The following is a 26,870-nucleotide window of genomic DNA, read 5'->3' as shown; positions in this document are numbered from 1 at the left end:
GAGCCATATCCTGACTCAGTCCGAAAGCCTTGCGACGACTACGCTGCAGCAATATTCTCGCGTAGCAGCCGTTCGGCGGCTGCGCGCGCCTCTTCGGTGATGGTGGCGCCGGCCAGCATGCGCGCAATCTCTTCCTGGCGCGCCGCCCGGTCCATCTCGGCAATGCCGGTGGCGACCCTGTCGGTGCCACCGGATTTGGAAATCAGGAAATGCGTTGCCGCGCGCGCCGCCACTTGCGGAGCATGCGTGACCGACAGCACCTGCACGCGCTTCGACAGCCTGGCCAGCCTTTGGCCGATCGCATCGGCCACGGCGCCGCCGACGCCGGTGTCGATCTCGTCGAAGACCAATGTCGGCGCCGAGCCACGGTCGGCCAGCGCCACCTTGAGCGCCAGCAGGAAGCGCGACAGCTCGCCGCCGGAAGCGACCTTCATCATCGGGCCGGGCCTGGTACCGGGATTGGTGCGCACCCAGAACTCGACCTGGTCGATGCCCTCTTCCGTGCGGTTTTCGCCATCGCTGGTCAGCCCGACGATGAACTCGGCCCGTTCCAGCTTCAGCGCTGGCAGCTCGGCCATGACAGCCTTGGTCAGCCCAACCGCCGCGGCATGGCGAAGCGAGGACAGCTGGGCTGCGGAGATATCGTAGGCCTCGCGCGCCGCCGCGGCCTGCTTTTCCAGGACATGCAGGCGCCCCTCGCCGGCATCGAGATCGGCAAGGTCGGCCAACATGGTGTCGCGCAGTTGCGCCAGATCGTCGACAGCGACACTGTGCTTGCGTGACGCCGCGCGCAACGAAAACAGCCGCTCTTCCGCCTTCTCCAGCCGCTGCGGGTCGTATTCGGTGGCGCGCAATGCCGCCTCGACGCCCGATTGCGCGGCATCCAGCGACAGCATCGCCTCATCCAGCGACTTCACCACATCCTCGAGCAGTCCCGGCGCTTCGCTGGCCTTGCGCTGCAGGCGCCTCAGCAGGCTGGCCAGTTGCGGCAGCGGCGAGGACGGGCCTGACAGCACATCCTGTGCATCGTGTATTTCCGAGGCGATCTTTTCCGCCCGCATCATCGTTGCACGCAATTCCGCCAGCTGTGTCTCTTCGCCGGGCTGCGGATCGAGCTTTGCCAGTTCCGCCACCGAGGCCCTGAGATAATCGGCCTCGCGCGCCGCTGCCTCGACCTTGGCGCGGTGCCTGGCAAACTCCTGCTCGGCGCCGCGCCAGTAGCGCCACGCCTCGCCGGTCGCGCGGGCGGCGCCGAGATGGCCGCCAAAACTGTCCAGCAATTCGCGATGCGCGCCTGGATCGACCAGGGCGCGCTCGTCATGCTGGCCGTGGATCTCGACCAGCGCGTGGCCTATGTCGCGCATCAGCGTGACGCTGGACGGCTGGTCGTTGACGAAGACACGGGTACGGCCATCCGCGGTCTGCAGCCGGCGCAGGATGATGTCGCCGTCATCCCCGATGGCGTTTTCGGCCAGCAGCGCGCGCACCGGGTGGTTGCGCGGCACATCGAAGACGGCAATGACCTGGCCCTGGGCAGCACCGTGCCGCACCAGCGAGGCGTCGCCGCGGGCGCCAAGCGCCAGCGACAGCGCGTCGAGAAGGATGGATTTGCCGGCGCCGGTTTCACCGGTCAGCACAGAAAGGCCGGGCTGGAAGTCGATATCCAGCTTCTCGATCAGGACGATATCGCGGATCGACAGTCTGGAAAGCATCAGAACCTGGACCTCAAGCAATTCCAGGAAAAGTGCGTAGCGGTTTTCCGTCCGGAATTGCGTAGAACAAAAAGTTAGGACGGTTCAGCGCCTCAATCAAACCACTGAACCGCTGTGAAGCGGCATGCGACCGATGGAGTCGCAGCGCCGCACTATCTTTTTGTTTGAGCGTCGGATCAATCCGAAAAGCGCGTTCCGCCTCAGTCGATGCTCGGGCGTCAGGCGCCGGTGATCAGCTTGCCGGCCTTGGATATCCACGATCCGGCATTCTCGCGCGGCTCAAGCCCGTTGCTCTGCAACAGCTTGTAGGTATCCTTGTACCATTGGCTGTCGGGATAATTGGTGCCGAGCACAGCAGCGGCGGTTTGCGCTTCCGAGGTCAAGCCCATGGCGTAATAGCTTTCGGCCAGACGCGCCAGCGCCTCTTCGACATGGCGGGTGTTGGAATAGTTCTCGACAACGTTGCGGAAGCGCTTGACGGCAGCAATGTATTCGCGCCGCTCGAGATAATAGCGGCCGATCTGCATCTCTTTGCCGGCCAGCTGGTCGTTGGCGAAACGGATCTTTTCCTTGGCGTCGTCGACATATTCCGACGTCGGCCAGCGCGTCACCAGATCCTGCATCGTCTGCACGGTCTGGCGTGCTTCCTTCTGATCCTGGGTGACGTCCTTGATCTGCTTGTAGTAGCTCAGCCCGATAATATACTGGGCGTAAGCCGCGTCGTCGGTCGACGGATAGAGCGTGAGATAGCGCTTGGCCGAGCCGATCGCTTCGTCATAACGGCCGGCGCGATAGTCGGCGAAGGCGCCCATCACCATCGATTTGCGGGCGAATTCCGAATAGGGGTGCTGGCGGTCGACGGCGTCGAACTTCTTGCTCGCCTCATCCAGGCGGCCGGCATTGAGATTGGCAAGGCCTTGATTGTAAAGGACGTCGGCCGGTTCGGTCTGGTCGACATAGGTCGACAGGTCGACGTCTTTCTCGGACGACATGCAGGCCGAGAGGAAGAGCGATGGCACAACCACCGAAAGCGCCAGGAAAACAGCCCGATACGGCGCTTTCGATTGACCAACTCGCTTGAAGAACATGATTGGATTGCGCCCTTTCGGCGTTAGTTCAATGCCTTTCGCATGGCGTTCCCTCAAAACTGATCCCCACTTTTGAGCGACATGCGCCTAACAGACGGCAGCAGCCATAAACCATAACTGCCTTGCCCAGCAACGCTATGTCTAGCCAATCGCACATTTTTGTGGCGGCTTGGTGTTGCCCCGAATGCTACGCACTTTCACTGGCCGGTGATGCTTTCGTGCAACACCGGCCAGCGTTCAGAGAGCCAGAAAATCGTTAAGAATCAGATCACCCAGGGCGCAAAGACAGGGCCGGTGACGGCGCTCATCTCGGCGGTGCGGCCGCGCTCGCGGCGCGTGGTCTCGACGACCTCGAAGGCCGAACGGTCGGACAGAAGCCGCCGCAAAGCAGCCGCATTCATCCGGTGACCGCCGCGATAGGAGCGGAAGCAACCGATGAAACGGGCGCCGGCCAGCGCCAGATCGCCCATCGCGTCCATCGTCTTGTGGCGAGCGAACTCATTGGGGTAGCGCAGGCCGCCCATGTTGATCACCCGGTTGTCGTCGCCGATCACCAGCGAGTTCTCCAGCGAGGAGCCCAGCGCATAGCCGGCCGCCCACAGCCGCTCGACATCCTTCATGAAGCCGAAGGTGCGGGCGCGCGCGATATCCTGGCGAAAGATGTCGGGGTTGATGTCGGAGGCGAATAGCTGGCGGCCGATCGCCGGGCTTTCGAAATCGATCTCGACCTCGAAGCGCGTGCCGCTATAGGGCCTGAACTCGGCCCAGGACGCGCCATTCTCGATGCGGACGGGCTTGACCACCCTGATGTAGCGGCGCTTGACCGCCAGCGTCTCGATGCCGGCCTGGTCGATGGCTTCCACGAACGCCACCGCACTGCCATCGAGGATCGGAACCTCATGACCGTCGATCTCGATGACGATGTTGTCGATGCCGAGCCCGAAAAGCGTCGCCATCAGATGTTCGACGGTGGCGATATGCTCGCCTGCCGGATCGCCGAGCATGGNTGCCGAGCCCGAAAAGCGTCGCCATCAGATGTTCGACGGTGGCGATATGCTCGCCTGCCGGATCGCCGAGCATGGTGCAGAGATCGGTCGCGCCGACTTCAGCAACCAGCGCGCGGAACTCGCGGCTCTCGCTTCCGTTCGAAAGGTGGAAGAGCACGCCGGTGTCGGCGTCCGCAGGGAGGAAATTGACGGTGACCGGTTTGCCGCTGTGAACGCCGGTACCGGTCAGCGTTGCACGCGATTTCAGTGTCGTCTGATAGTCTTGCAAGACAAACCCCATAGCCCAAACGCCTAAGTCCGCTTTAACCCAAAAGGCGCGGCTCTTTTTTATCGGCAGGCAGGGCCACTTCCCCGAATCCCAGCACACCGAAAGTGCTGCGGCAAAGATAATGGTCCGTCAGGGAGACTCCAAATCACGGTTTCTTACTCTGTGTAACCGCGACAGACCTTGAGCGTCACATCGTAACGCCTTGTTATTAAACCCCTTTAACGTTAACAGGCAGACAATCTCTCGTCTGCCTGTTAACAAGTGTTACATACCGTTAACGGCTCAGTTGGCCTGGCGGCGCAGGAAAGCCGGTATCTCCAGCTGGTCGTCTTCCTGGGTCGACCTGGTCTGCGGCGTCAACCGGCCCTGATCGTCGAGCTGGCCGCGGCGCGGCGCGTAAAGCTGCGGATCCTGGCTGGCAAGGCGGCGCATTTCCGGCGCCGCCTGGCGCAGTTTCGGTTCGCGCGGCTGTGCCGGCTGCAACCGGGCCGGCTCTTCTTCGCGGCGCGTCAGTCCGTTGGTCAGCCGCTTGAGCAGCCCCATCGGCCCGCTGTTTTCATGGTCGGCCGGACGGCCCTTGGCTTCCACCTCGGCCCGCACCACCGGCGGAAAATCCTCCACCCGCGGCATGCGCTGCGGTGCGGCAGCCACCGGCTGCGGCATTTCCCGCAGCGGCGCCGGTTGCATCACCTGCTGCACGACAGGCTGCGGCTGGGCAGGCGGGGCCTGGAAGATCTTGCTCTGCGGGCGGAAATCTTCCGCCTGGGCCATCGGCGCCGGACGAGCCATTGCCGCCGCATTGGCCTCGGCAAGCTGGATCGCCTCGGCCACCGGATCGGCCGCGCGCTGCTCATAGGTCTGCTGCTGGACCGGTGCCGGACGGCCTTCCGCCCCCGAAGCCGCTGGGCGGCTGACCGGCTTCTGCTGCGGCGGCACGGCCCGGATCGAGATCGGCGCCGCGGCAATTTCAGCTGCCGATTTGTCGATGCCGGTGGCGACCACCGAGACGCGGATGACGCCTTCGAGTTCCTCGTCGAAGGTGGCGCCGAGGATGATGTTGGCGTCCTGATCGACTTCCTCGCGGATGCGGGTCGCGGCCTCGTCGACTTCGAACAGGGTCAGGTCGCGGCCGCCGGTGATCGAGATCAGCAGGCCCTTGGCGCCCCTCATCGAGGTCTCGTCGAGCAACGGATTGGCGATCGCCGCCTCGGCGGCGGCCATCGCGCGGCCCTCGCCCGAAGCTTCGCCGGTGCCCATCATCGCCTTGCCCATTTCGCGCATCACCGAACGCACGTCGGCGAAGTCGAGATTGATCAGACCTTCCTTGACCATCAGGTCGGTGATGCAGGCAACACCGGAGTAGAGCACCTGGTCGGCCATGGCGAAGGCGTCGGCAAAGGTGGTCTTGTCATTGGCCAGCCGGAACAGGTTCTGGTTGGGGATGACGATCAGGGTATCGACACATTTCTGCAGCTCCTCGATGCCGAGATCCGCCGTCTTCATGCGGCGCTGGCCTTCGAAATGGAACGGCTTGGTGACGACGCCGACGGTGAGGATACCCCGTTCGCGCGCCGCGCGGGCAACCACGGGAGCCGCACCGGTTCCGGTGCCGCCACCCATACCGGCGGTGACGAAGCACATATGGGTGTTGGAGAGATGATCGATGATCTCATCGATGCACTCTTCCGCCGCCGCACGGCCCACTTCAGGCTGCGAGCCGGCGCCGAGCCCCTCGGTGACATGCGCGCCGAGCTGGATCAGCCGCTCGGCCTTCGACATGGTCAGCGCCTGTGCATCGGTGTTGGCCACGACGAACTCGACACCGCGCAAGCCCGCGGTGATCATGTTGTTGACGGCATTGCCGCCGCCGCCGCCGACACCGAATACGGTGATCCGCGGCTTGAGCTCGGTGATGTCCGGCTTTTGCAGATTGATCGTCATTGTCTCCGTCCTTTGCCTTTCCCGCCGCTTCGCCGCCGCGGCCGCCTATGGGGCTGTCCCCGTCAATTAGAAACTGTCTCTCAACCACTGACTCATGCGATGCAGTTTTCCGCCCGTCCCGGTCATCCTGAGACCGGAAATTCCTTTCGCCGGATGGCTCTCGAAGCTCGCCATCTGCGGATAGATCAGCAGCCCGACCGCCGTCGAGAAAGCCGGCCCCTTGGCAGCTTCCGGCAGGCCCGCCACGCCGAGCGGGCGTCCGATGCGCACATTGCGTCCCAGAATGCGGCGCGCCGCCTCGGGGAGACCCGCAAGCTGGCTGGCGCCGCCGGTCAGCACGACGCGTTTTCCCACGGCATTGCCGTAGCCCGACTTGTTCAGCCGGTCGCGCAACAGTTCCAGCGTCTCGTCGATGCGGGCGCGGATGACGCGCGTCATCACCGAGCGCGGGATCTGCAGCGGCATCTCGCCGTCTTCGCCGATCGGCTGGATCGAGACCAGGTCGCGATCGTCGGCACTGCCAGGCAGCGCCGAACCATGCATCACCTTCAGCCGCTCCGCGGCGTCGAGCGAGGTCGACAGGCCCTTGGCCATATCGAGCGTCACATGATTGCCGCCGATGGCAATGGCATCGGCGTGGACGAATTTGCCTTCCGAAAACACCGAGATGGTCGTCGTGCCGCCGCCCATGTCGATGCAGGCCGCACCCATTTCCAGTTCGTCGTCGACCAGGGCCGCAAGCCCGCTGGCATAGGGCGTCGCCACCATGCGCTCGACCGAAAGATGCGAGCGGTTGATGCAGAGCTCCAGATTGCGCAGCGGCGCGGCATCGCCCGTCAGCACATGCATATCGACGCCGAGCTGGTCGCCGACCATGCCGCGCGGATCGCGCACGCCGCGCTCGGCGTCCAGCGAAAAGCCGACGGGCAGCGAATGGATCACGTCGCGTTCGGCCTTGAGCGCCTGCTTGGCGCCGGCGGCAAGCACGCGCTTGATGTCGGCTTCGTCGGCCTGATGGCCACCGAGATTGATCGTGGCCGAATAGGTTTCGCTCTTCAGCCGGCCCGCCGTCATGTTGACGATCAGCGAATCCACCGTCAGTCCCGCCATGCGTTCGGCGGCGTCGACGGACAGGCGAATGGCGTGCTCCGCACGGTCGAGATCGACGACCACGCCCGACTTCACGCCTTGCGATTTCTGGTGGCCGATGCCGATTACCTGGATGCGGTGCGAGCGGCCGCGCAACAGCTTGCCGTCCTCGCGCGGCTTCAGTTTCGCCACCACGCAGCAAACCTTGCTCGAGCCGACATCCAGCACGGTGAGCGTGCCGGAACGCCGCGAAGAGGCATCGCTGTTGCCGCCAAGCCAGCTCATATCTTCGTCCCCGACTTGCGCTTCAGATTTTGCGGCTTTTCATTGAGCGCGGCCTGGCGCTGCGTCGCCGCTTCCGGCGTCAGCTGCACCACCAGGCGATCGGAGATGCGCATGTCGACGGCGGCGATGTCCCGCGTCAGAAGCCCGTTGTCGTGGTCCATCCGAACCAGGTCGGCGATCGCCTGATCCTCGCCATCCTCGGGCAGCTTGATCGTGATGCCGTTTTCCAGCTTCAGGTCCCAACGCCGTTCGCCGATGCGGATATAGCCTTTGACCCGAGCCGCGAGCTCGGGAAATTTCTTGATCTTGGCCACGAAGTCGGGCGCCTTGGCCGGTGCGCCGGTGCCGATGATCAGCGGCAGCAGCGCCTGCTTGCCGCCGGAGAACGGCGCGATCACCGCGCCGGAGCGTTCGATGACCGAAAGCTCCGCGCCCTGCTGCCAGAGCGCGAAGGGCTCGCGCTCCTCGACACGCACTTCCAGCGTATGTGGATAGACCTTGCGCACCGCCGCCACTTCGACCCAGGGCAAGGTATCAATACGTTCACGCGCGGCCTCGGCATCGAAGCCGATCAGTGACGTCCAGCCGTCGAGCTCGAGCCGGTCCAATATGTCGATCTCCGAAGTCTGGCGGTTGCCGACCACCTTGATCTGGTCGACGGCAAAGCCGGTCCGGGCGGTGATGCTCTGGACGATGTCGTCGGCATGACCGCCGAGAATGGCGCCATAGAGGCTGCTTGATGCAATGAGCGAAGCCGACAGGATGGCCGCGGAAAAGCGCGGCGCGACGAAGTCGCCGCCGCCCAGGCGCGCCAGCACGCGCACCGGCCGGCGCAGCACGCGCGGCAGCACGAAATGGTCGAACGACAACGGCATGCCGAACAGCGCCGGCCCGGCGCCGCCCCTGCCCTTGTCCTGTCCCCATTTCAACGCAGACACGAAGCGTCCTCCACCATCCAACTCAACAATTTGCCAAACGAGTGCCCGGCCTGGGCGGCGATTTCAGGCACCAAAGACGTCGGCGTCATGCCCGGCTGAGTGTTGATCTCGAGCCAGACAATCTCGCCGTTTTCGGAGTGACGGTCGTCATAGCGGAAGTCCGATCGGGAAACGCCCCGGCAGCCGATAGCCAGATGTGCCTTGAGCGCCAGTGTCTGTATTTTTTGGTAAATATTTGATGAAATTTTAGCAGGGATTTCGTGTTTTGATCCGCCGGCGACGTATTTTGAATCATAGTCGTAGAAGGAATGGCCGGTCGGAATGATCTCGCAGACGCCGAGCGCCACGTCGCCCATGACGGCGCAGGTCAGCTCGCGCCCATGGATGTAGCGCTCGACCATGACGGTCTCGCCATATTTCCATTCGGACGAGCCGATGACCTGCGGCGGATGCGACTGCCCTTCATGCACGATGACGACGCCGAAGCTTGAGCCTTCATTGACCGGCTTGACCACGTAGGGCGGCTTCATCGGATGCTTGTTCTGGATGGCAAAGCGGCTGGCAACCTTCGATTCCGCCACCGCGATGCCGGCAGCCTTGGCGACCTTCTTGGCTTGCTCCTTGTTCATGGCGAGCGCCGAGGCGAGCACGCCCGAATGGGTGTAGGGAATGGCCAGATATTCGAGGATGCCCTGGATGGTGCCGTCTTCACCGAACGGGCCGTGCAGTGCGTTGAAGACGACATCGGGCTTGAGTTCGGTGAGCACGGCGCCGACATCGCGCGCAACATCGACGCGCGTAACCTGGTAGCCTTCATTCTCAAGCGCATCCGCACACGCCTTTCCCGAAGACAGAGACACGGGCCGCTCGGACGAGAATCCGCCCAGGAGGACAGCCACATGCTTGTTCTTCATATCCCGTCATCCCTCTCACGGCGGGCCCGCAACCACGCATTCAGCGACCAGATTGAGTCCGAGTCTCCCGGCAGGTTGCCCCCCCCAGACGGAAAACGCGGTCGACGCGTCGAACGACTCAAATCAGGAAACGCTTTAAGGCAGAGAATCAGAGAGTTGATTCGCTGGCAAGTGCTTATGATTCCGACAGATTCACTTTCCGCGAAAACGGCCGGAAAAAGCGTGTTGTGAGTCTTTGGAGCAACGGTGGCGCTGTTGTTTCAGACCGTTTGAAGTTCAAGCATCACATGAACTTCAGCTTGCGCTAAAGAAGCTGTCCGAGGAATTCCTGCACGGCATGGCCGGGGCGGAAATTGCCGAGCCGCTTGATTTCCCACTGCAGGCGGATGCCTGAATTTTCAAGCACGCGGGCGCGCACCGTCTCGCCGAGATATTCGAGGTCGTATCCGGTCGCTGTTCCGGTGTTGATCATGAAGTTGCAGTGCATCGGCGACATCTGCGCGCCGCCGATCATCAGCCCGCGGCAGCCGGCCTTGTCGATTTCCTTCCAGGCCGAGGTGCCTTCCGGATTCTTGAAGGTCGAGCCGCCGGTCTTCTCGCGGATCGGCTGCACCGTCTCGCGATGCGTCTGGACGGCGTCCATGGCCGCCTTGATCGCCTCCTGGTCTTCCAGAACACCTTCGAAAACGGCGGAGGTGAAGATCAGCCCGGCAGGTGCGGCCGAGTGACGATAGGCATAGCCCATGTCTTCATTGCTGAGGGTGTGGAGATTGCCCTTGCGGTCGAGCGCCCGAACCTCGACGACACGTTCCCGCGTCTCGACGCCATTGGCGCCGGCATTCATCCTCAGCGCCCCGCCGATGGCGCCGGGAATGCCGTGATAGAAATGAAAGCCGCCAATACCGGCCTCATAAGCGACGGCCGCGACGCGCTTGTCGGGCGTCGCAGCACCGGCCTTGATGACGGTCGGCGAAACCACCTCGGCTTCGCCAAAGCCCTTGGCCGAAAGCCGGATGACGAAACCCGGAATGCCGCCGTCGCGCACCAGGAGGTTGGAGCCGACACCGACGATGGTGAGCGGGATGTCCTCCGGCACGGCGCGCAGGAAGGCAGCCAGATCCTCCTCGTCGGCCGGCTGGAACAGGGCGTCCGCCAGACCGCCGGCGCGGAACCATGTGATCTTGTCCATCTCGGCATTGGGCGTGATGCGGCCGCGCAGGCCGGCAAGCCGGTCGCCAAGTTTGTCGAGCAGGTCCTGGCCGCGCATCATGAGACGGTACCGCCGAGTTCCCCAGGCAGCGCATAGGCCCATTGGGTGATGTTGCCGGCGCCCAGGAAGATGACGAAGTCGCCCGGTTTCGCCAACGCGCGGATGACGGGCGAAATCGCGGCAGGGGTTTCGACGTAGCGCGCATCGCGATGGCCCCCGGAGCGGATGCGCGACACCAGCGCCTCCGAGGTCACGCCGTCGATCGGCTCCTCGCCCGCCGCATAGACCGGCGCCACCATCACGGTGTCGGCATCGTTGAAACAGACCGAAAATTCGTCGAACAGATCATGCAGCCGGGTGAAGCGGTGCGGCTGCGCAATGGCGATGACGCGGCCCTTGGTGGCGCTGCGCGCCGCTTTCAGCACCGCCGTGATCTCGACCGGGTGGTGGCCGTAATCGTCGAAGATGTCGACGCCGTTCCACGAGCCGGTGTGGGTGAAGCGCCGCTTGACGCCGGCAAAGGACGACAGCCCTTTTTTGATCGCTTCGGCCGACAGGCCGAGTTCATGCGCGACCGCGATTGCGGCGGTGGCGTTGGAGACGTTGTGGCGGCCGGGCATCGGCAGCCGCAGATCAGATATCGTCGTCTGGCCGCCGGTCTTGCGGTCGCGGATCACCACGTCGAATGCCGAGACGGCACCGGCCATGCGGTGGTTGGTGAAACGCACATCGGCCTGCGCGTTCTCGCCATAGGTGATGACGCGGCGGTCCTCGATACGGCTGACCAGCGCCTGTACTTCCGGATGGTCGGTGCACATCACGCCAAAACCGTAGAACGGCACGTTCTCGACGAATTGCCGGAACGCCTCGCGCACCTTGTCGAAACTGCCATAATGGTCCAGATGCTCGGGATCGATGTTTGTGACGACGGCGATCTCGGCCGGCAGCTTGAGGAAGGTGCCGTCGCTTTCGTCGGCTTCGACCACCATCCACTCGCCATCGCCCATACGGGCATTGGTGCCATAGGCATTGATGATGCCGCCATTGATCACCGTCGGGTCGAGCCCGCCGGCATCGAGCAGCGTCGCCACCATCGACGTGGTTGTGGTCTTGCCATGCGTGCCACCGATCGCGACCGCCTGGCGGAAGCGCATCAGTTCGGCCAGCATCTCGGCCCGGCGCACGATCGGCAGCAGTTTTTCGCGCGCGGCCTTCAGCTCGGGATTGGATTTCTTGATCGCGGTGGAGACGACAACCACTTCGGCCGCGCCGATATTCTCGGCCTTGTGGCCGACAAAGCATTCGATGCCCTTGTCGCGCAGCCGCTGGACATTGGCGCTGTCGGCCTGGTCCGAACCCTGCACCTTGTAGCCGAGATTGTGCAGAACCTCGGCGATGCCGCTCATGCCGATGCCGCCAATGCCGATGAAATGCACAAGGCCGATGGTCTGCGGCATCTTCATCAATGCGTCCCTTTCCTGAAATCCGAAACGGTTTTTCTGGACGCAATAGCCTCTGTGAGATCAGCGAGCAACCGTGCCGCGTTGGGCCGGCCAGCCGACTTCGCTCCGGCAGCCATGGCCGTCAGCCGCTCGGGAGTGTCCATCAGCCCGCCAATGAGAGCCGCGATGCGCTCCGGCGACAGTGACGATTGCGGATGCACCTCGCCGCCGCCCGCCGCGGCAAGGGCGGCTGCGTTCGCCGCCTGATCGTGATCCAGCGCATAGGGATAAGGCACCAGCAGCGCCGGCCGGCCGATGACGGCGATCTCCGAAACCGTCGAGGCGCCGGAGCGCGAGATCACCAGATGCGCCGCGCCCATGCGCTGTGCCATATCGGTGAAGAAGGGCGAGACCTCGACATGGACGCCGAGTGCCGCATAGCCAGCCTTCACCCGCGCCACGTCGTCGGCGCGGGCCTGCTGGGTGATCACCAGCCGCTTGCGCTGCGCCTCCGGCAGAAGTGCGATCGCCGTCGGCATGGCGTCGGAAAAGAACTGCGCGCCCTGGCTGCCGCCGAACACCAGGAGCCTGAACGGATCCGCCCCTTTGGATGCGGTGTAGGGCGTCTTGGCCGCCTCCAGGATTGGCGGCCTGACCGGATTGCCTGTCGTCACCGTCTTGGCGCCTGTGGCACTTTCATCTTGCGGCAGGAAGCCGCCGGCAATGGCATCGACGCGCCCGGACAGCGCCCGGTTGGCGCGGCCCATCACTGCGTTCTGCTCATGGATCAGCGTCGGCAGCTTGCGCCGCGTCGCGGCATAGAGCGGTGGCAAGGTCGGATAACCGCCAAAGCCGACGACCGCATCAGGCTTGATCCTGGCGATGACGGCGGAGGCCTGGCGCACGCCGCGCCAGATCTTCCAGAACGCGCCAAGCAGCGCGACAGGGTTTTTCGAGCCCATCGTCGCCGACTGGATCGGATGGATGGCGGTGGCCGGGAAATGGCCGGCAAAGCGCTCGGCGCGGTCGTCCGTCGCCAGATGCACGCCCCAGCCGCGCTCGATCAGCTCATGCGCCAGCGCCTCGGCCGGAAACAGATGTCCACCGGTTCCGCCAGCCGCGAGAAGGATGACACCCCGCGCCATATCACTCCGCCGGCAGGGCGCGCTGCGACAGGGCAAAGCCCATCTGCTTGCGCTTTTCCGGTCGCTTGCGGGTCAGCGCCAGCACCATGCCCATCGAGATGGCAATGGCGATCTGCGAGGAGCCGCCATAGGAGATGAAAGGCAGCGTCATGCCCTTGGCCGGCATCAGTTGCAGGTTGACGCACATGTTGATGACCGACTGCAGGCCGAACACGGTGACGAGACCGCCGACGGCGTAGCGGGTGAAATCATCATGTTCCTTCAATGCCGTGCTCAAGCCGCGCAGCACGATGAAGGCGAAGATCGACATGATGAAGAAGCACATGATCAGCCCGAACTCTTCGCCGGCGACCGAAAACACGAAGTCGGCATGCGCGTCGGGAATGACCCGCTTGACCGTGCCCTCGCCCGGCCCGACGCCGAACCAGTGGCCGTTGATCAGCGCCTCGCGGCCCATGTCGACCTGGAACGTGTCGCCTTCGCCGGTCAGGAATTTGTCGATGCGGGCGGCGACGTGCGGGAACACCGTATAAGCGGCAAACAGGCCGCCGGCGCCGGTGGCGCCAAGCGCGATGATCCATAGCCAGGGCAGGCCGGCCATGAAGAACATGACGCCCCAAGTGCCGGTCACCAGCATGGTCTGGCCGAGATCGGGCTGCGCCACCAGAAGCGAGATGACCAGGATCAGCAGCAGCATGGCAAACAAATTGCCCGGAATGTCGGGCTGGCGCTTGTGTTCGGCGAACAGCCAGGCGCAGACGATGACGAAAGCGGGTTTCAGGAATTCCGACGGCTGGATCGACATGCCGACAAACGACACCCAGCGCCGCGCGCCTTTCACCTCGACGCCGATATAGAGCACGGCCACCATCAGCACCAGCATGATGCCCAGGATGATCAGCGCCATGCGCCGGATCTGCCGCGATTCCAGGAAGGACACTGCCAGCATCACGCCGAGCGCCGGCACGGTGAAGATGATCTGCCTGGTGGCAAAGTGGAAACTGTCGAGGCCGATGCGTTCGGCCACCGCCGGGCTTGCCGCAAAGGACAAGACGATGCCAAGCCCCATCAGCGACAGGAACGCCGCCAGGAACCAGCGATCGATCGTCCACCACCAGGTTGCAACTGGGCTTTTGTCGAGACGGCTTTGCATTATCGTGCCCCTCCGATGGGTTTCACGCCCTCGATAGCATTCGCAGCTTGCCTGAAGGCTTCGCCGCGAACTTCGAAATTCTTGAACTGGTCGAAACTGGCGCAGGCCGGCGACAGCAGCACCACCGCCTCGCCGCTGTCATCCTTGGCCGCGTCTTTCGCGGCATGGTCGACCGCGGCGGCCAGCGTGCCCGAGATTTCATAGGGCACGGCTTCGCCGAGCGTCGCCGAGAACGCGGGCGCCGCCTCGCCGATCAGATAGGCCTTGGCGATGCGTGGGAAGAAACCGCGCAGCGGCTCGATGCCGCCTTCCTTGGGCAGTCCGCCGGCGATCCAGTAGATGCGCGGGAAGCTCGACAGCGCGGGTGCCGCCGCATCGGCATTGGTCGCCTTGGAATCGTTGACAAACAGCACGTGGTCCTTGCGTCCGACCTGCTCCATGCGATGCGCGAGGCCTGGAAAGCTCTCCAGTCCCGCCTGGATCTCGCCCAGGCTCAAGTCGACCCTGAGGCAGGCGGCAACAGCGGCAAGCGCGTTCTGCGCATTGTGCTGGCCGCGCAACGAACCTATGCCTTCGAGGAAGGCGACGCGGCTGTAGCGGCCATGGACGGCTTCCATCAGATCGGAACCGTCTGCGAAATAACCGTCGGTCAGCGGCAGCCGCTTGGAGATGCGGATCACCTCCCGGCCCGCCCTCTCCAGCCGGTCAGCGATCTGCGCGCACCAGGAATCGTCAACGCCGACGATCGCCGTCTCGCTGCCGGCAACCAGCCGCTCCTTGATCGAAGCGTAATGCTGCATGGTGCCGTGGCGGTCGAGATGGTCGGGCGTCAGGTTGAGCAGGATGCCGGCCGTCGGGTTGATCGAGGGCGCGAGATCGATCTGGTAGGACGAACACTCGACGACATAGTCCCGGTCAGCCTGCGGTGGATCGAGCGTCATGATGGCCCGGCCGATATTGCCGCCCATTTGCGTGTCGCGCCCTGCCGATTTGAGGATATGCGCGGTCAACGCCGTGGTCGTCGACTTGCCGTTGGTGCCGGTGATAGCGATGAACGGCGCATCAGGCGCGCGCGCAATCCGCTCGCGGCAGAACAATTCGATATCGCCGATCACCTCGACGCCGGAGCCACGCGCCAACTCCACCGTCCAGTGCGGCTTGGGATGCGTCAGCGGCACGCCGGGCGAGAGCACGAAGGCCGAGAATTTCGACCAGTCGGCGCCGCGCAGATCGGCGGTCGCAATGCCTTGGTCAGCAGCCTTGGCGACGCTATCGGGATTGTCGTCCCAGGCAAGCACGTCGGCGCCGCCCTCGATCAGCGCGCGCGCCGTGGCGATCCCCGAGCCACCGAGCCCGAAGAGCGAAACGCGTTTGCCCGAAAAGGATGCGGCGGGGATCAAGCGGGTTCCTATCTCAGCTTGAGGGTCGACAGGCCGACCAGCGCCAGGATGACGGCGATGATCCAGAAGCGGATCACCACCTGGCTTTCGGTCCAGCCGAGCTTTTCGAAATGATGATGGATCGGCGCCATCAGGAACACGCGCTTGCCGGTCATCTTGAAGTAGCCGACCTGGATGATGACCGACAGGATTTCCACGACAAACAATCCGCCGACGATGACCAGCACGATCTCGTGCTTGGTGGCAACCGCGACCGTACCGATCAGGCCGCCCATGGCCAGCGAACCGGTGTCGCCCATGAAGATCGCCGCCGGTGGCGCGTTGAACCAGAGGAAGCCGAGGCCGGCGCCGATGACGGCGCCGAGCACGACGGCCAGCTCGCCGGTGCCGGGCACGAAATGGATCTGCAGGTATTCGGCGAACACCGCGTTGCCGGAGAGATAGGCGATGACGCCGAAGGATGCCGCCGCAATCATGATCGGCACGATCGCCAGCCCGTCGAGGCCATCGGTCAAATTCACCGCATTGCCGGCGCCGACAATGACGAAGCAGGAGAACGGCACGAAGAACCAGCCGAGATTGATGATGAATTCCTTGGCGAAGGGGAAAGTCAGCGACGATGAGAACGGCGCCTGGCCATTATGCATGATCGCCCAGGCGGCAATGCCGGCGATGACGAATTCCAGCGCCAGCCGCGCCTTGCCGGAAAAGCCGAGATGCGACTGCTTGGTTACCTTGAGATAGTCGTCGTAAAAGCCGATCGAGCCGAAGCCCAGCGTCACCAAGAGCACCACCCAGACATAGATGCTGGACAGGTTCGCCCATAGAAGCGACGAGCCGACGATGCCGCACAGGATCATCAGCCCGCCCATGGTCGGCGTGCCGGCCTTCTTGAAATGCGTCTGCGGGCCGTCGGCACGGATCGGCTGGCCCTTGCCTTGCCGCAGCCTCAGCGAATTGATGATGGTCGGCCCGAAGATGAAGACGATCAGCGCCGAGGTGATCAGCGCACCGCCGGTGCGAAAGGTTATGTAGCGGAAGACATTGAAGACCGAGACCTTGTCCGCAAAATCGACGAGCAATGTAAACATACGATTCCGTTCCCCGGACTAGTTCTGTTTCGTGCCTGCGGCTTCCGCCGGATATTTGCCGAGCAAGGCCTCGACCAGCTTTGAAAAGCCGATGCCTTTCGACGATTTGATCATCACCACGTCGCCGGCCTTCAGCGTCGACAACAGCAGCGGCTTCAATTCCTCGGCGCCGGCGCGGTATTCCGTTTTGATCTCGTCGGGCAGGATGTCTGCCAGCGTCCGCATTTCCGGACCGCCGAGAAAGACCGTGTTTGTGCCGGTGCCGACGATCAGCTCGGCAAGGGCTGCATGGAGCTTGGCCGAATGGCCGCCGAGCTCGAGCATGTCGCCGAGCACGGCGATGCGCCGGCCCTCGCCCGTGACAGGCGTCGCGTTGAGCAGCGCCATGGCAGCAGCCATCGAGGCCGGATTGGCGTTGTAGCTCTCGTCGATCAGTGTGATCGGTCCCTTGGGGTGGCGAAGCATATGGCGCTTCCCACGGCCACGCTCGGCCGACAGATCGGCCAGTGCCAAGGCCACCTTGCCGATGTCGGCTTCAACCAAATGCGCGGCGCCGAGCACCGCCAGGACGTTCTGTACCATGTGGCGGCCGGGCGCGCCGATGCGCGCCGTCACATCCTGCCCGCCGATCCTGGCGGTGATGTCGGAATGATCGGCATGCAGCTCGCATTTGGTCAGCTTGTAGGTCGACCGTGCATTCTCGCCGAAGCCAAAGACATGTTCGACGCCGGCGGCTCGCGCCATCTTGTCGAGCAGCTTCCATCGCGCATCGTCGCGGTTGAGCAAGGCCGCACCGCCGGGCTCGATGCCTTCAAAAATCTCGGCCTTGGCCTTGGCGATCTCGTCGAGATTTCTAAAGAAGCCGAGATGCGCCGCGGCGATCATCGTGACGATGGCCACATGTGGCCGGACCATCTTGACCAGCGGCCGGATCTCGCCGGGATGGTTCATGCCGATCTCGAACACCGCATAGTCGCAATCGCCGGGCATGCGCGCCAGCGTCAGCGGCACGCCCCAATGATTGTTGAAGGACTGCGCCGAGGCATGCACCGTGCCGACGGCCGACAGCACATGACGCAGCGCCTCCTTGGTGGTGGTCTTGCCGGCCGATCCGGTCACCGCGATGATTTTTGCGCTGGAACGGGCGCGGGCGGCAACACCGAGTTTCTCCAGTGCTGCCAGCACATCCTGCACGACGATCATCGGCGCCGTCAGCCGCCCGAGCGACGGCAATTTGCCCTCGGCGACGACCAGAACGCCGGCGCCGGCCTTGATCGCTGCGGTCGCGAAGTCATGGCCGTCCATCGCCTCGCCCTTGATGGCGAAGAAGGCGTCGCCCGGCTGCAGGCTGCGGCTGTCGATCGAGATCCCCGAAATTCCCTCCGGCATCGGCCCGAGCGGCCGACCGCCCATCGCGTCGACCAGCGCCTCGGAAGTCCAGAGCACGCTCATGCGGCCCGCTCCCGCAGCGCCGAGCGGACTTCTTCGTGGTCGGAGAACGCAAATGTCTCGGCGCCGATGGTCTGGCCCTCTTCATGGCCCTTGCCGGCAACGATCAGCGTATCGCCCGCTTTGAGCATGGCGACCGCTTCGTGGATCGCCTTGCGGCGGTCGCCGATTTCAATGGCGCCGGGTGCGGCTGCCAGGATCGCGGCACGGATCGTTTCCGGCACTTCCGAGCGCGGATTGTCGTCGGTGACGATGACGACGTCGGCCAGCCGCGTGGCGATTTCGCCCATGATCGGCCGCTTGCCCCGGTCCCGGTCGCCGCCGCAGCCGAACACGACGATGACGCGGCCGGTGGTGAATGGGCGCACGGCGGCCAGCACATTTTCCAGCGCATCCGGCTTGTGGGCATAGTCGACATAGACGGGCGCGCCATTGGCGGTGGCGCCGACCAGGTCGAGCCGTCCCGGCGCACCCTGGAGTTTCTCCAATGCCATCAAAGCTTTGGCGACCGGCGTTCCAGTGGAAATGGCCAGCCCTGCCGAAACCAGGGCATTGGCGATCTGGAAGTCGCCGGCGAGCGGCAGGTCGATCTCGTAGAGCACGCCGTCGGCTTCGACCTCGGCGCGCTGGCGGTGGCGCTCGTGCTCGACCCGCTTCAGGCGCAGGAAATCGCCATGGCGGCCGACAGTCAGCACCTTGAGCCCCGCGGCCTGCGCAGCCTGTATGGTCGGCGCCGACCACGGATCGTCGGCAAAGATGACCGCCGGCGCGCCTTTCGGCAGCAGCGTGTCGAACAGGCGCAATTTGGCGCGATGGTAGTCCTCGACCGTCGGATGATAGTCCATATGGTCGCGGCCGAGATTGGTGAAACCGCCCGCGGCGAGCTTGACGCCATCGAGGCGGCGCTGGTCGAGACCATGGCTGGAAGCCTCCATCGAGGCGTGGGTGACGCCGGCCTCCGCCAATTCCTTGAGCAACTGGTGCAAAGCCACTGGATCGGGTGTGGTCAACGAACCGTAGTCGTTGCGGCCCGGCGCCACCACGCCGGTGGTGCCGATGGACGCGGCGGCAAAGCCGGCCTGCTCCCAGATCTGCCTGGTGAAGGCGGCGACCGAGGTCTTGCCTGCGGTGCCGGTAACCGCGACCATGGTCTCCGGCTGGCTGCCGAAGAAACGTGCCGCGCTCAGCGCCAGCGCCAGGCGTGGGTCGTCGACGCTGAGCACCGGGACGGACAGGCCGGAAACGGCGCTGGCGTTGCCAACGACAACCGCCGCCGCGCCGCGCTTTGCCGCATCGGCGGCATAGGCCGAACCATCCGCCTTGCTGCCGGCGAGCGCGAAAAAGACCACGCCGGTCTTGACCGTGCGGGAATCCGACGAAATCCCGGTTACCTCCACATCGCGGGAAGATGTTCCCTCGAGAGGCAGGATACCGGCTAAATCTCTCAGGTGCATCGAACCCCGTTTATCTCAACAAAATGGCGCGCAGTTGCCGGCGCGCCCTAAGAATCACTGATAGGAAACCAGCGTTGCGCCATTTTCATGGCTGAAATCTGGCTTCACGCCAAGCATGGCGGCTGCCCGCCTGATGATGTTTCCGGCCATGACACCCGCATTGTTGGCGGCGACGTCGGTCATCCCGGGCTTTTCCGGGTGCGGAGCGTCAGCGATCGTAAACACCAGATATTGCGGATCGTCCATCGGGAAGGCGGCGACGAAGGTGTTGAAATTCAGTTCCTTCGAGTAGCGGCCATTGATGACCTTCTCGGCGGTTCCGGTCTTGCCGCCAACGCGGTAGCCGGGGGCTCTGGCGTTTCTGGCCGAGCCTTTCTCGGCATTGAGCGTGTAGAGGTAGCGCATACCCTCCACAGTCTTTTCGCTGACCACTCTCTTGGCCACCGCCATGGCATCCTGCTCGCTGCGGACCAGGAAAGTCGGCGGGATCAAATAGCCCTGCATCAGCGCCGCGCAGCCGACAGCGGCCTGCAGCGGCGTCGTCGACACACCATGGCCGAAGGCGATGGTGAAGGAGTTGACCTGTTTCCAGACCTTCGGTTCGGTCGGGCGCGCGACCTCAGGCAGTTCGGTCTGCATCCTGTCCAGAAGGCCAAGGCGATGCAGGAATTCGCGGTGCCCCTCGATGCCGACCATTTCGGCCTCACGGGCCGATCCGATATTGGAGGAGTAAAGGAACACCTCCGGCAATGACAGCACGCGGTTCTTGCCATGGAAATCGTGGATAGCCTGATGGCCGACCCGGATTGGGTGCGAGGCGTCGAAACGGCTGTTCATGTTCGCCTTGCCGGAATCGAGCGCCATGGCCGAGGTAAAGCTCTTGAAGGTCGAGCCCATCTCGTAGAGGCCGGCCGACATGCGGTTCAGGCGGTCCTTGTCCTGCGCATTGAAGGGATTGTTCGGATCGAAATCCGGCACCGAGGCCATCGCCACCACTTCGCCGGTCTTGATGTTGAGCACGACGGCGCCGGCGCCCATGGCGCGATAGCGCTCGAGGCCGGCGGCAATCTCGTCGCGCACCACATGCTGGACGCGCAGGTCGATCGACAGCTGAACCGGCTTCAGATCCTTGGCGATCGCCAAGCCTGAGGCCTGCAGGTCGCTCAGGCCCTGCTCGTCAATGTACTTCTCCATGCCGGAGATGCCCTGATTGTCGATGTTGGTGAGGCCGACAATGTAGGACGAGGTCACGCCGGCAGGATAGAAGCGGCGCTTTTCGGTGCGAAAGCCGATGCCGGGAATGCCGAGCTGCATGATGTCGGCCTGCTGCTTGGGCGTCAGCTGCCGCTGCAGCCAGACGAAGCCGGCGCCGCTCTTCAGCTTGTGATAGGTCTGCTCGGGGTCGATATCTGGCAGAATGGTCGACAGCTTTTCGATCGCCTCGTCGGCATCGACGATGCGGCGCGGCTCGGCAAACAGCGATGCCGTCTTGATGTCGGTCGCCAGCACCTCGCCGTTGCGGTCGACGATGTCGGGACGCGACGCCGTCACCCGGCTTTGCGGCCCATTCGACATGTCGGGGGACTGGAAACCGAGATAGACCAGCCGCCCGGCGATGGTCGAATAGATGCCGAAGAACACCGCCATCGTCATCACGATGCGGGTCTTGGCCTTGCCGCCGGTCGCCTTGCGCGCGCCTTCGACCACGATGGAGCCGTCCTCGCCGGTCCGTGCGCGGCGCTTCAGCAATTTGCCGACCGACGGAAGTTTGGCGCGCATTGGAAATCCAGCGATCATTGGACGATGGCTCCGGTCACCACGGGATCCTTGTCGGCTGGTCCTTTGCCGGAATTGTCGGCCATGCCGCCAAGCCGCTGCGACGACAGGTCCTCGATGTTCAGCGGTTTTGCCGGCAGGTCGTCGAGCCCGACGATCTGCCGCGCATTGACCGGCTCGAGTGCGAGCTGCGATTTGTAGATTTCAGCCAGCTTCTGCAGGCGCGACGGCTGGGTCAGCAGGCTCCAGTCGGCCTTGAGCAGGTCGATCGTGTCCTCCTCATAGCGGATCTGCGCCTCGATCTTCTGCACCGAAGCCAGCTGTTCCTCGGCCTCGCGCTTGGCCTTGTAGGTCAGGGCCGCGGCCGAGACCATGACGGCGATCAGGACTATGTCGCTGGTTCGAAACACGTATTCACCTCTCTCGCGGCGCCTGGATGCCGGGAAGTTTTGGAAGGCCGAAAATGGTGAGATCACCGGCGCGCGCCGGCGCCTCGGTGCGGATGGCGGTACGCAGCCTGGCCGAGCGCGCCCGCGGATTGGCAGCGACCTCCGCATCGCCTGCCGTCACGCCGCCACCGGCCTTGCGGAAGGTCGCGGTGCGCGCATGCGCCTCAGGCAAATGACGTGAGCCGGTGGCGACGTCGGCGCGGTCGGCGATGAAGCGCTTGACGATGCGGTCTTCCAGCGAATGGAACGTCACCACGGCAAGCCGCCCGCCGGGCTTCAATATCCGCTCCGACGCCACCAGAGCCTTGGCCAATTCGCCCAACTCGTCATTGACGAAAATGCGCAGCGCCTGGAAGACGCGGGTGGCCGGATGGATCTTGTCTTTCGGCGCGCGGCCGATATGCGTCTCGATGGCGTCGGCGAGATCGAGCGTGCGCTCGAACAACCGTTTTTCGCGGCGGCTCTCGATCATGCGGGCAATGCGCCCGGCGTTACGCTCTTCGCCAAGGAAGCCGAAGATGCGAGCCAGGTCGCCTATCTTGAACGAATTGACGACGTCGGCAGCACTCAAGCCCGCCTGCGCCATGCGCATGTCGAGCGGCCCGTCGGTGCGGAACGAAAAGCCGCGCTCGGGCTGGTCGACCTGCATGGAGGAAATGCCGATGTCGAGGACAACGCCGTCGGCGCTTTCGACCTGCTCGTCCAGCGTCGAAAATGGCGCCTGCACCAGCCTTAGCCTGCCGCCGGATTGCTGTTCCAGCCCGCGCCCGGCGGCAATCGCATCGGGATCGCGATCGATCGCCACCACCGAGGCGCCGCTCGCCAGGATCGCCTTGGTGTAGCCGCCGGCGCCAAACGTGCCGTCGACGATCACATCGCCGGCTTTGGGTGAGAGCGCCTCCAGCACTTCGGCGAGGAGGACCGGAATGTGGCGGACCGGTCCGCCAACGGCGCTGAGATCATCGCCGTGATCCGCCATCATTCCGGCCGCTCCCCAGCCTTGGCCTCGTGAGCCTTCGTCCCCTGCCGAAGCTGCAAAAGCCGAGCGCGCGCCTGCGCCCCATAGGCGGCCAGCCGTCCAGGCTCCCAAACTTGAAAGAAATTGCCACGGCCGACAAAGGCCACTTCGCTCGTGATGCCCGTATGCTCGCGGATGAAATCGCTCATCGTGATGCGGCCATCCTGATCGAGCTTCAGGAACGTCCCGTCGCCATGGCAGAAGAACGACATATCGTCCGCCGTCTGCAAAAAAGGGTCTTCCAGCGCGATGCGCTGCTCGTAGCGGTCGAGCAGATCGAGCCCACCGACATCCATCGCAGGCACGTCCAGGCCGCGCAGCGCATAGAGTTCCGAATAGCCGCGCTTCTGCACGACCGCGCGGAAATGCGCCGGAACGGAGACCCGCCCCTTCGCATCGATCCTGTTCACCGCGCTTGACAGAAACCGGTCCATGACACGCTGCAGCCGCTTCCGCCGCCGCACCCCTCTCCATGTTTTCGTCCGCGCCGAAGCGCGTCCCCTGCCGAAAATCCGCTTCGATCCCAGCGGCAAAACCCCGCAAACGCACAGCCGCCGCGGCTGCCCGATTGGCGTACGCTTTACCCTGACGCGGAACGAAGGCTTTGGTATCGAAATGGGATATCATGGGGCACTATGGGCGTCAACGGGAACAGGCTTCACAAACGCGCGCGCCACAACCGGTGAGAGCAGCTCTGACAACACTCCCGTCTTTATCTCCCATTAAGCCTAACGAACCGTTTAGAGCGGGCTGGCCCAAGCGGAAGCGGCTTGCCGCGCATCACTGCCGCGAATAGCGTCGTCAGTCTTTTCGCTGAGCAACAAGGTCAGAAATCCATGTCCGAAACAGCAAGGTCCCGCGCGGCCTCCCTTGCCCATCTGCGGCGCGACGGACTTGCCAAAGGCGACCCCATCCCATTGCCGCTGACCATGGCCGCTATTTTCCACAACCCGGGCGACGGCGCCGGCTACAGCCAGTACGGCCGCTACAGCAACGCCACCTGGGATGCAGTCGAGCACATGCTGGCGCATCTCGAAGACGCGCCATGCGTCGGCTTCCCATCCGGAATGGCGGCAATCTCGGCGGTGTTTTTCGGCCTGTTGAAATCCGGCGACCGCGTGCTTTTGCCTTCGGACGGCTACCATGCCACACGCGCGCTGGCCGAACGCTTCCTCAAGCCCTTCGGCGTCGCCTATGATCTGCGGCCGACAGCTACATTCCTCGATGGCGGCTTCGGCGGCTACCGCCTTGTCTACGTTGAAACCCCGTCAAATCCGCGATTGGACATTTGCGACATCACAGCCGTCACCGAGGCCGCGCACCAAGCGGGCGCGATCGTCGTCGTCGACAACACCACGATGACGCCGTTCGGCCAGCGCCCGCTCGATCTCGGCGCCGACATTGTCGTTGCTGCCGACACCAAGGCGTCCAATGGGCATTCCGACGTGCTGTTCGGCCATGTCGCCAGCCGCAATCCAGATATCATCGCGGCCGTCACCGGCTGGCGCGAGACCGCGGGCGGCATTCCCGGCCCGTTCGAGGCTTGGCTGGTGCATCGCGGCCTGGAGACGCTGGAGGTACGCTTCGACCGCATGTGTTCTTCTGCCGAGGTGATCGCGAAGCGGCTGAAAAACCATCGCGCCGTTAGCGGCTTGCGCTACCCCGGGCTGGAGGGCGACCCGTCGCACAACCTCGCCCGGGCGCAGATGGAGCGCTTCGGCTTCCTCATGTCCTTCGAACTCCTCTCCCAGGAAAAGGCCGAGGATTTCATCAACAACTGCACGCTGATGCAGGCGGCAACGTCGTTCGGGGGTGTCCACACCTCCGCCGAGCGGCGGGCCAAGCGAGGAGATTCGGTTCCGCCCGGCTTCGTGCGCCTGTCGGTGGGCTGCGAGCCGGTGGAAGAACTCTGGCAGGCGATCGAGGCATCGCTGGACAAGATCGGCATCTGAGCTGGCGGTTAGGTCACCAAGTCGTCGGCGCCAATATCGCGCCTGCCGTGCAAAACGCGGACGATTCCGATCGCGTCTTCGCCCATGCGATACAGAGTGACATATTCGCCGACGATCAGATGACGAATGCCGGGCGCGATATCATCGCGCGGCGCACCTGAGAACGGGTGCAAGGTGAGCAGTGTCCAGCGCCTCTCCAAAGCGTCCACAAGGCGCATGGCTCCCTTTGGGCTATGTTCCGCAATGTAGTCACCGATGCCTTCGACATCTGATATCGCCTGAGGAAGCAGCCGATATTTCACTCTTCCGAGCCTGCAGCTTCCGACATCCTGTGATATTTGGCTCGCAGCCGGTCCATGAAGGGCTGGCCGTCCACCGCCGGTCCGCTGTCGATCCCCTCCTGAACCAGCCTGCGCAGTTCCTCGACCGTATAGCCGAGCAGATCGCGGCGGTCTTTCCATTGCCGCAGCGCATCACGGATGACTTCGCTGGCCGAGGCATATTCGCCGGCGGCCACGACATCGTCGACCGCCGCCGCCAGTTCCGGCGAAAGCGTGATGCTGCGTTTGTCGACATGACCCATGGCGTGCTCCTGATCAAACCACGACGATCATGGTACGATTAAATCGTACCAGCTTCAAGAATGCGTTTGTCTCGACCCACCCGGTGCAGTTGATTCAATCGCTCAAGCACCTGAATCGTCAGCTGCGCCCGAAGGCGCAGACTGCTGATCCCAAAGGATTAATCGCGATATGGGGAGAAATTGCCAGCTGGCCTGTAAGCCGGGTTTTGTATGGCCCTCGCCCCTTTCGGGGCGAGAACGTGGCGGCCATTCATCTTGGGCGCATGTTGCCATGCGCCTCACGCAACCTACCCGGACGGTGAGCCGGAAACAGCCCTCGAAGGTTTCCCCTCGCACCGTCCCTATTCGGTCTTGCTCCCGGTGGGGTTTACCGTGCCGCTCCTGTTGCCAGTCGCGCGGTGGGCTCTTACCCCACCCTTTCACCCTTGCCCCGATAAATCGGGGCGGTTTGCTTTCTGTGGCACTTTCCCTGGGGTCGCCCCCGCCGGCCATTAACCGGCACCGTGTCTCCATGGAGCCCGGACTTTCCTCACCCGCAGCCTTTCGGCTTTGCGGGTGCGGCCGCCCGGCCAGCTGGCACAGCGTATAAAGGGGTTCACGTTCCAAAACGCAAATGAAAAAGCAGACTTTATGCCGGCGATCCCAATGCCGCCAACTGCACCTTGACCTTGCCGCAATAGGCCGCCGACACCGGGTTCATCCGCGTCGCGGCATGGCCGGCATTGTATTTCAGGATCGTGCCGCAGGTGGTGCCGCCGCCGAGATTGCGCGCCATGGCAAGGTACTTCATGCCGTATTTGATGTTGGTGTCGGGATCGAACAGACCCTTGGCGGAGCCGCTATACCCCATCATCCGCGCCGTTGCCGGCTTGATCTGCATCAGGCCGATTTCACCCGCGCTGCCGACGATGTTCGGCCGGTAGTTGCTCTCGATCTTGATGACCGCCTGGGCCAGCGACACCGGCACGCCTTCGGCCGCGGCATAGCGGGCAATGATTGCCGAATACTGGCCGCCAAGCGCGGCTGCCGCAGTCGACTCCGCAGCGGTGCTTGGGCGGATCGATGCGGTCGTCGTCAGGTCGACGCTCTTCCTGTTGCGCTTAAAATGCCTCTTGGCCGTGGCTTTTCTGGCCTTCACCACGGCTGCTTTGCGCACATTCGCGGTGGTTGCCCTTTTTGCTTTCGGGTTTGCCTTCGTCATGGTGGCTTTGGCGGGTGCGGCGATGAAGCCCTGGTCTGCCCTCTGGCTCAGTGGTGCGGCATCGGCCGTGCTGAAGGTAAAAGTCATTACGCCGGCAGCAATAGCTGCCGTTACAACGGTCAATTTCTGCATGTGGTCCCGTTCTGTTTGGCCGCGCGAAGATCTTCACGCAGCAACGCCTAATCAATATCGGAGCATCCGGGGGGCTGGAGGTCCGATAACTTGCACGAACTGCCTTTGAGGGCGGAATTTGTGTCGAACAAGGCGAGGCAATTCACTTTCAGTGACAGGCTGTAACTTGAATA

At 63.7% G+C, this 26,870-nt stretch carries 22 protein-coding genes, 1 other RNA gene and 1 pseudogene; 1 reads left to right on the top strand and 23 read right to left on the bottom strand.

The genetic code is table 11. The features are described from left to right. Window positions 1-38: 38 nt before the first annotated feature. The 19 genes and pseudogenes from recN to mraZ form a co-directional block, all read right to left on the bottom strand. Window positions 39-1,712: a DNA repair protein RecN gene (gene recN, locus X751_RS152560; protein WP_023744606.1), complete on the bottom strand. Its 1,674-nt coding sequence runs from the start codon at window positions 1,710-1,712 to the stop codon at window positions 39-41. A 218-nt stretch (window positions 1,713-1,930) separates the two neighbouring features. Further along, window positions 1,931-2,800 carry an outer membrane protein assembly factor BamD gene (locus tag X751_RS152565; protein WP_023668284.1) on the bottom strand — a complete coding sequence of 290 codons (870 nt, stop codon included), beginning with the start codon at window positions 2,798-2,800 and terminating at the stop codon, window positions 1,931-1,933. Window positions 2,801-3,063: 263 nt separating this feature from the next. Next, window positions 3,064-4,087, bottom strand: a pseudogene (gene lpxC / locus X751_RS01000000163765) (UDP-3-O-acyl-N-acetylglucosamine deacetylase). Window positions 4,088-4,357: 270 nt separating this feature from the next. Further along, window positions 4,358-6,016: a cell division protein FtsZ gene (gene ftsZ / locus X751_RS152570; protein WP_023744605.1), complete on the bottom strand. Its 1,659-nt coding sequence runs from the start codon at window positions 6,014-6,016 to the stop codon at window positions 4,358-4,360. A gap of 66 nt (window positions 6,017-6,082) precedes the next feature. After that, window positions 6,083-7,390 carry a cell division protein FtsA gene (gene ftsA, locus X751_RS152575; RefSeq protein WP_023688034.1) on the bottom strand — a complete coding sequence of 436 codons (1,308 nt, stop codon included), beginning with the start codon at window positions 7,388-7,390 and terminating at the stop codon, window positions 6,083-6,085. Beyond that, window positions 7,387-8,328 (bottom strand): cell division protein FtsQ/DivIB, encoded by a 942-nt coding sequence (locus tag X751_RS152580; protein WP_023725356.1) that lies wholly within the window; start codon window positions 8,326-8,328, stop codon window positions 7,387-7,389. Before X751_RS152580 ends, ftsA begins: the two co-directional genes overlap by 4 nt. Next, window positions 8,316-9,242, bottom strand: a complete 927-nt coding sequence (locus tag X751_RS152585) for a D-alanine--D-alanine ligase (protein WP_023744604.1) — start codon at window positions 9,240-9,242, stop codon at window positions 8,316-8,318. The genes X751_RS152580 and X751_RS152585 overlap by 13 nt, the downstream gene beginning before the upstream one ends. Before the next feature lie 304 nt (window positions 9,243-9,546). Further along, entirely contained in the window at window positions 9,547-10,512 is a 966-nt protein-coding gene (murB, locus tag X751_RS152590) for a UDP-N-acetylmuramate dehydrogenase (RefSeq protein ID WP_027050618.1), read from the bottom strand. Next, window positions 10,509-11,915 carry a UDP-N-acetylmuramate--L-alanine ligase gene (murC, locus tag X751_RS152595; RefSeq protein WP_023668277.1) on the bottom strand — a complete coding sequence of 469 codons (1,407 nt, stop codon included), beginning with the start codon at window positions 11,913-11,915 and terminating at the stop codon, window positions 10,509-10,511. Before murC ends, murB begins: the two co-directional genes overlap by 4 nt. Next, window positions 11,915-13,039, bottom strand: a complete 1,125-nt coding sequence (gene murG, locus X751_RS152600; protein WP_023744603.1) for an undecaprenyldiphospho-muramoylpentapeptide beta-N-acetylglucosaminyltransferase — start codon at window positions 13,037-13,039, stop codon at window positions 11,915-11,917. Before murG ends, murC begins: the two co-directional genes overlap by 1 nt. A 1-nt stretch (window position 13,040) precedes the next feature. Next, window positions 13,041-14,192, bottom strand: a complete 1,152-nt coding sequence (gene ftsW, locus X751_RS152605) for a putative lipid II flippase FtsW (RefSeq protein ID WP_023668275.1) — start codon at window positions 14,190-14,192, stop codon at window positions 13,041-13,043. Continuing rightward, window positions 14,192-15,592 carry a UDP-N-acetylmuramoyl-L-alanine--D-glutamate ligase gene (gene murD / locus X751_RS152610; RefSeq protein WP_023744602.1) on the bottom strand — a complete coding sequence of 467 codons (1,401 nt, stop codon included), beginning with the start codon at window positions 15,590-15,592 and terminating at the stop codon, window positions 14,192-14,194. The genes ftsW and murD overlap by 1 nt, the downstream gene beginning before the upstream one ends. Window positions 15,593-15,600: 8 nt before the next feature. After that, on the bottom strand, window positions 15,601-16,683 hold the full coding sequence (mraY, locus tag X751_RS152615; protein WP_023668273.1) for a phospho-N-acetylmuramoyl-pentapeptide-transferase: 1,083 nt from the start codon (window positions 16,681-16,683) through the stop codon (window positions 15,601-15,603). Window positions 16,684-16,701: 18 nt separating this feature from the next. Beyond that, window positions 16,702-18,135 carry a UDP-N-acetylmuramoylalanyl-D-glutamyl-2,6-diaminopimelate--D-alanyl-D-alanine ligase gene (locus X751_RS152620; RefSeq protein WP_023744601.1) on the bottom strand — a complete coding sequence of 478 codons (1,434 nt, stop codon included), beginning with the start codon at window positions 18,133-18,135 and terminating at the stop codon, window positions 16,702-16,704. Further along, the gene (locus X751_RS152625) at window positions 18,132-19,586 is read right to left on the bottom strand and encodes a UDP-N-acetylmuramoyl-L-alanyl-D-glutamate--2,6-diaminopimelate ligase (protein WP_023744600.1); all 1,455 of its coding nucleotides are present in this window, start codon (window positions 19,584-19,586) and stop codon (window positions 18,132-18,134) included. The genes X751_RS152620 and X751_RS152625 overlap by 4 nt, the downstream gene beginning before the upstream one ends. Window positions 19,587-19,640: 54 nt before the next feature. Next, window positions 19,641-21,365, bottom strand: a complete 1,725-nt coding sequence (locus X751_RS152630) for a penicillin-binding protein 2 (RefSeq protein WP_023682141.1) — start codon at window positions 21,363-21,365, stop codon at window positions 19,641-19,643. A gap of 14 nt (window positions 21,366-21,379) precedes the next feature. Next, window positions 21,380-21,772 carry a hypothetical protein gene (locus X751_RS152635; RefSeq protein ID WP_023682142.1) on the bottom strand — a complete coding sequence of 131 codons (393 nt, stop codon included), beginning with the start codon at window positions 21,770-21,772 and terminating at the stop codon, window positions 21,380-21,382. A gap of 4 nt (window positions 21,773-21,776) precedes the next feature. Further along, window positions 21,777-22,793: a 16S rRNA (cytosine(1402)-N(4))-methyltransferase RsmH gene (rsmH, locus tag X751_RS152640; RefSeq protein ID WP_023744599.1), complete on the bottom strand. Its 1,017-nt coding sequence runs from the start codon at window positions 22,791-22,793 to the stop codon at window positions 21,777-21,779. Beyond that, window positions 22,790-23,263, bottom strand: coding sequence for a division/cell wall cluster transcriptional repressor MraZ (mraZ, locus tag X751_RS152645; protein ID WP_023682144.1), 474 nt, complete (start codon window positions 23,261-23,263; stop codon window positions 22,790-22,792). The genes rsmH and mraZ overlap by 4 nt, the downstream gene beginning before the upstream one ends. A 402-nt stretch (window positions 23,264-23,665) precedes the next feature. Between mraZ and X751_RS152650 the strand changes: the two genes are divergently transcribed. Next, window positions 23,666-24,781 carry a cystathionine gamma-lyase gene (locus tag X751_RS152650; RefSeq protein ID WP_023744598.1) on the top strand — a complete coding sequence of 372 codons (1,116 nt, stop codon included), beginning with the start codon at window positions 23,666-23,668 and terminating at the stop codon, window positions 24,779-24,781. Window positions 24,782-24,789: 8 nt separating this feature from the next. Here X751_RS152650 and X751_RS152655 read toward each other — a convergent pair whose 3' ends face one another. The 4 genes from X751_RS152655 to X751_RS152665 all read right to left on the bottom strand — a co-directional run bounded on the left by X751_RS152655 (window position 24,790) and on the right by X751_RS152665 (window position 26,697). Beyond that, window positions 24,790-25,083 carry a type II toxin-antitoxin system RelE/ParE family toxin gene (locus tag X751_RS152655; protein WP_023744597.1) on the bottom strand — a complete coding sequence of 98 codons (294 nt, stop codon included), beginning with the start codon at window positions 25,081-25,083 and terminating at the stop codon, window positions 24,790-24,792. Beyond that, window positions 25,080-25,364, bottom strand: a complete 285-nt coding sequence (locus X751_RS152660) for a type II toxin-antitoxin system ParD family antitoxin (RefSeq protein WP_023668264.1) — start codon at window positions 25,362-25,364, stop codon at window positions 25,080-25,082. Before X751_RS152660 ends, X751_RS152655 begins: the two co-directional genes overlap by 4 nt. Before the next feature lie 179 nt (window positions 25,365-25,543). Further along, window positions 25,544-25,941: RNase P RNA component class A (gene rnpB / locus X751_RS1000000164765), an RNA gene on the bottom strand. 51 nt (window positions 25,942-25,992) lie between these two features. Beyond that, a complete protein-coding gene (locus tag X751_RS152665) occupies window positions 25,993-26,697 on the bottom strand; it encodes a transglycosylase SLT domain-containing protein (protein WP_023744596.1) in 705 nt (234 codons plus the stop codon). Window positions 26,698-26,870 lie beyond the last annotated feature (173 nt).

Origin of the sequence: Mesorhizobium sp. LNJC394B00 (genome assembly GCF_000502555.1) — a bacterium.
In the GTDB taxonomy this organism is placed as follows: domain Bacteria; phylum Pseudomonadota; class Alphaproteobacteria; order Rhizobiales; family Rhizobiaceae; genus Mesorhizobium.
This window is presented reverse-complemented; position numbering and strand designations above follow the sequence as displayed.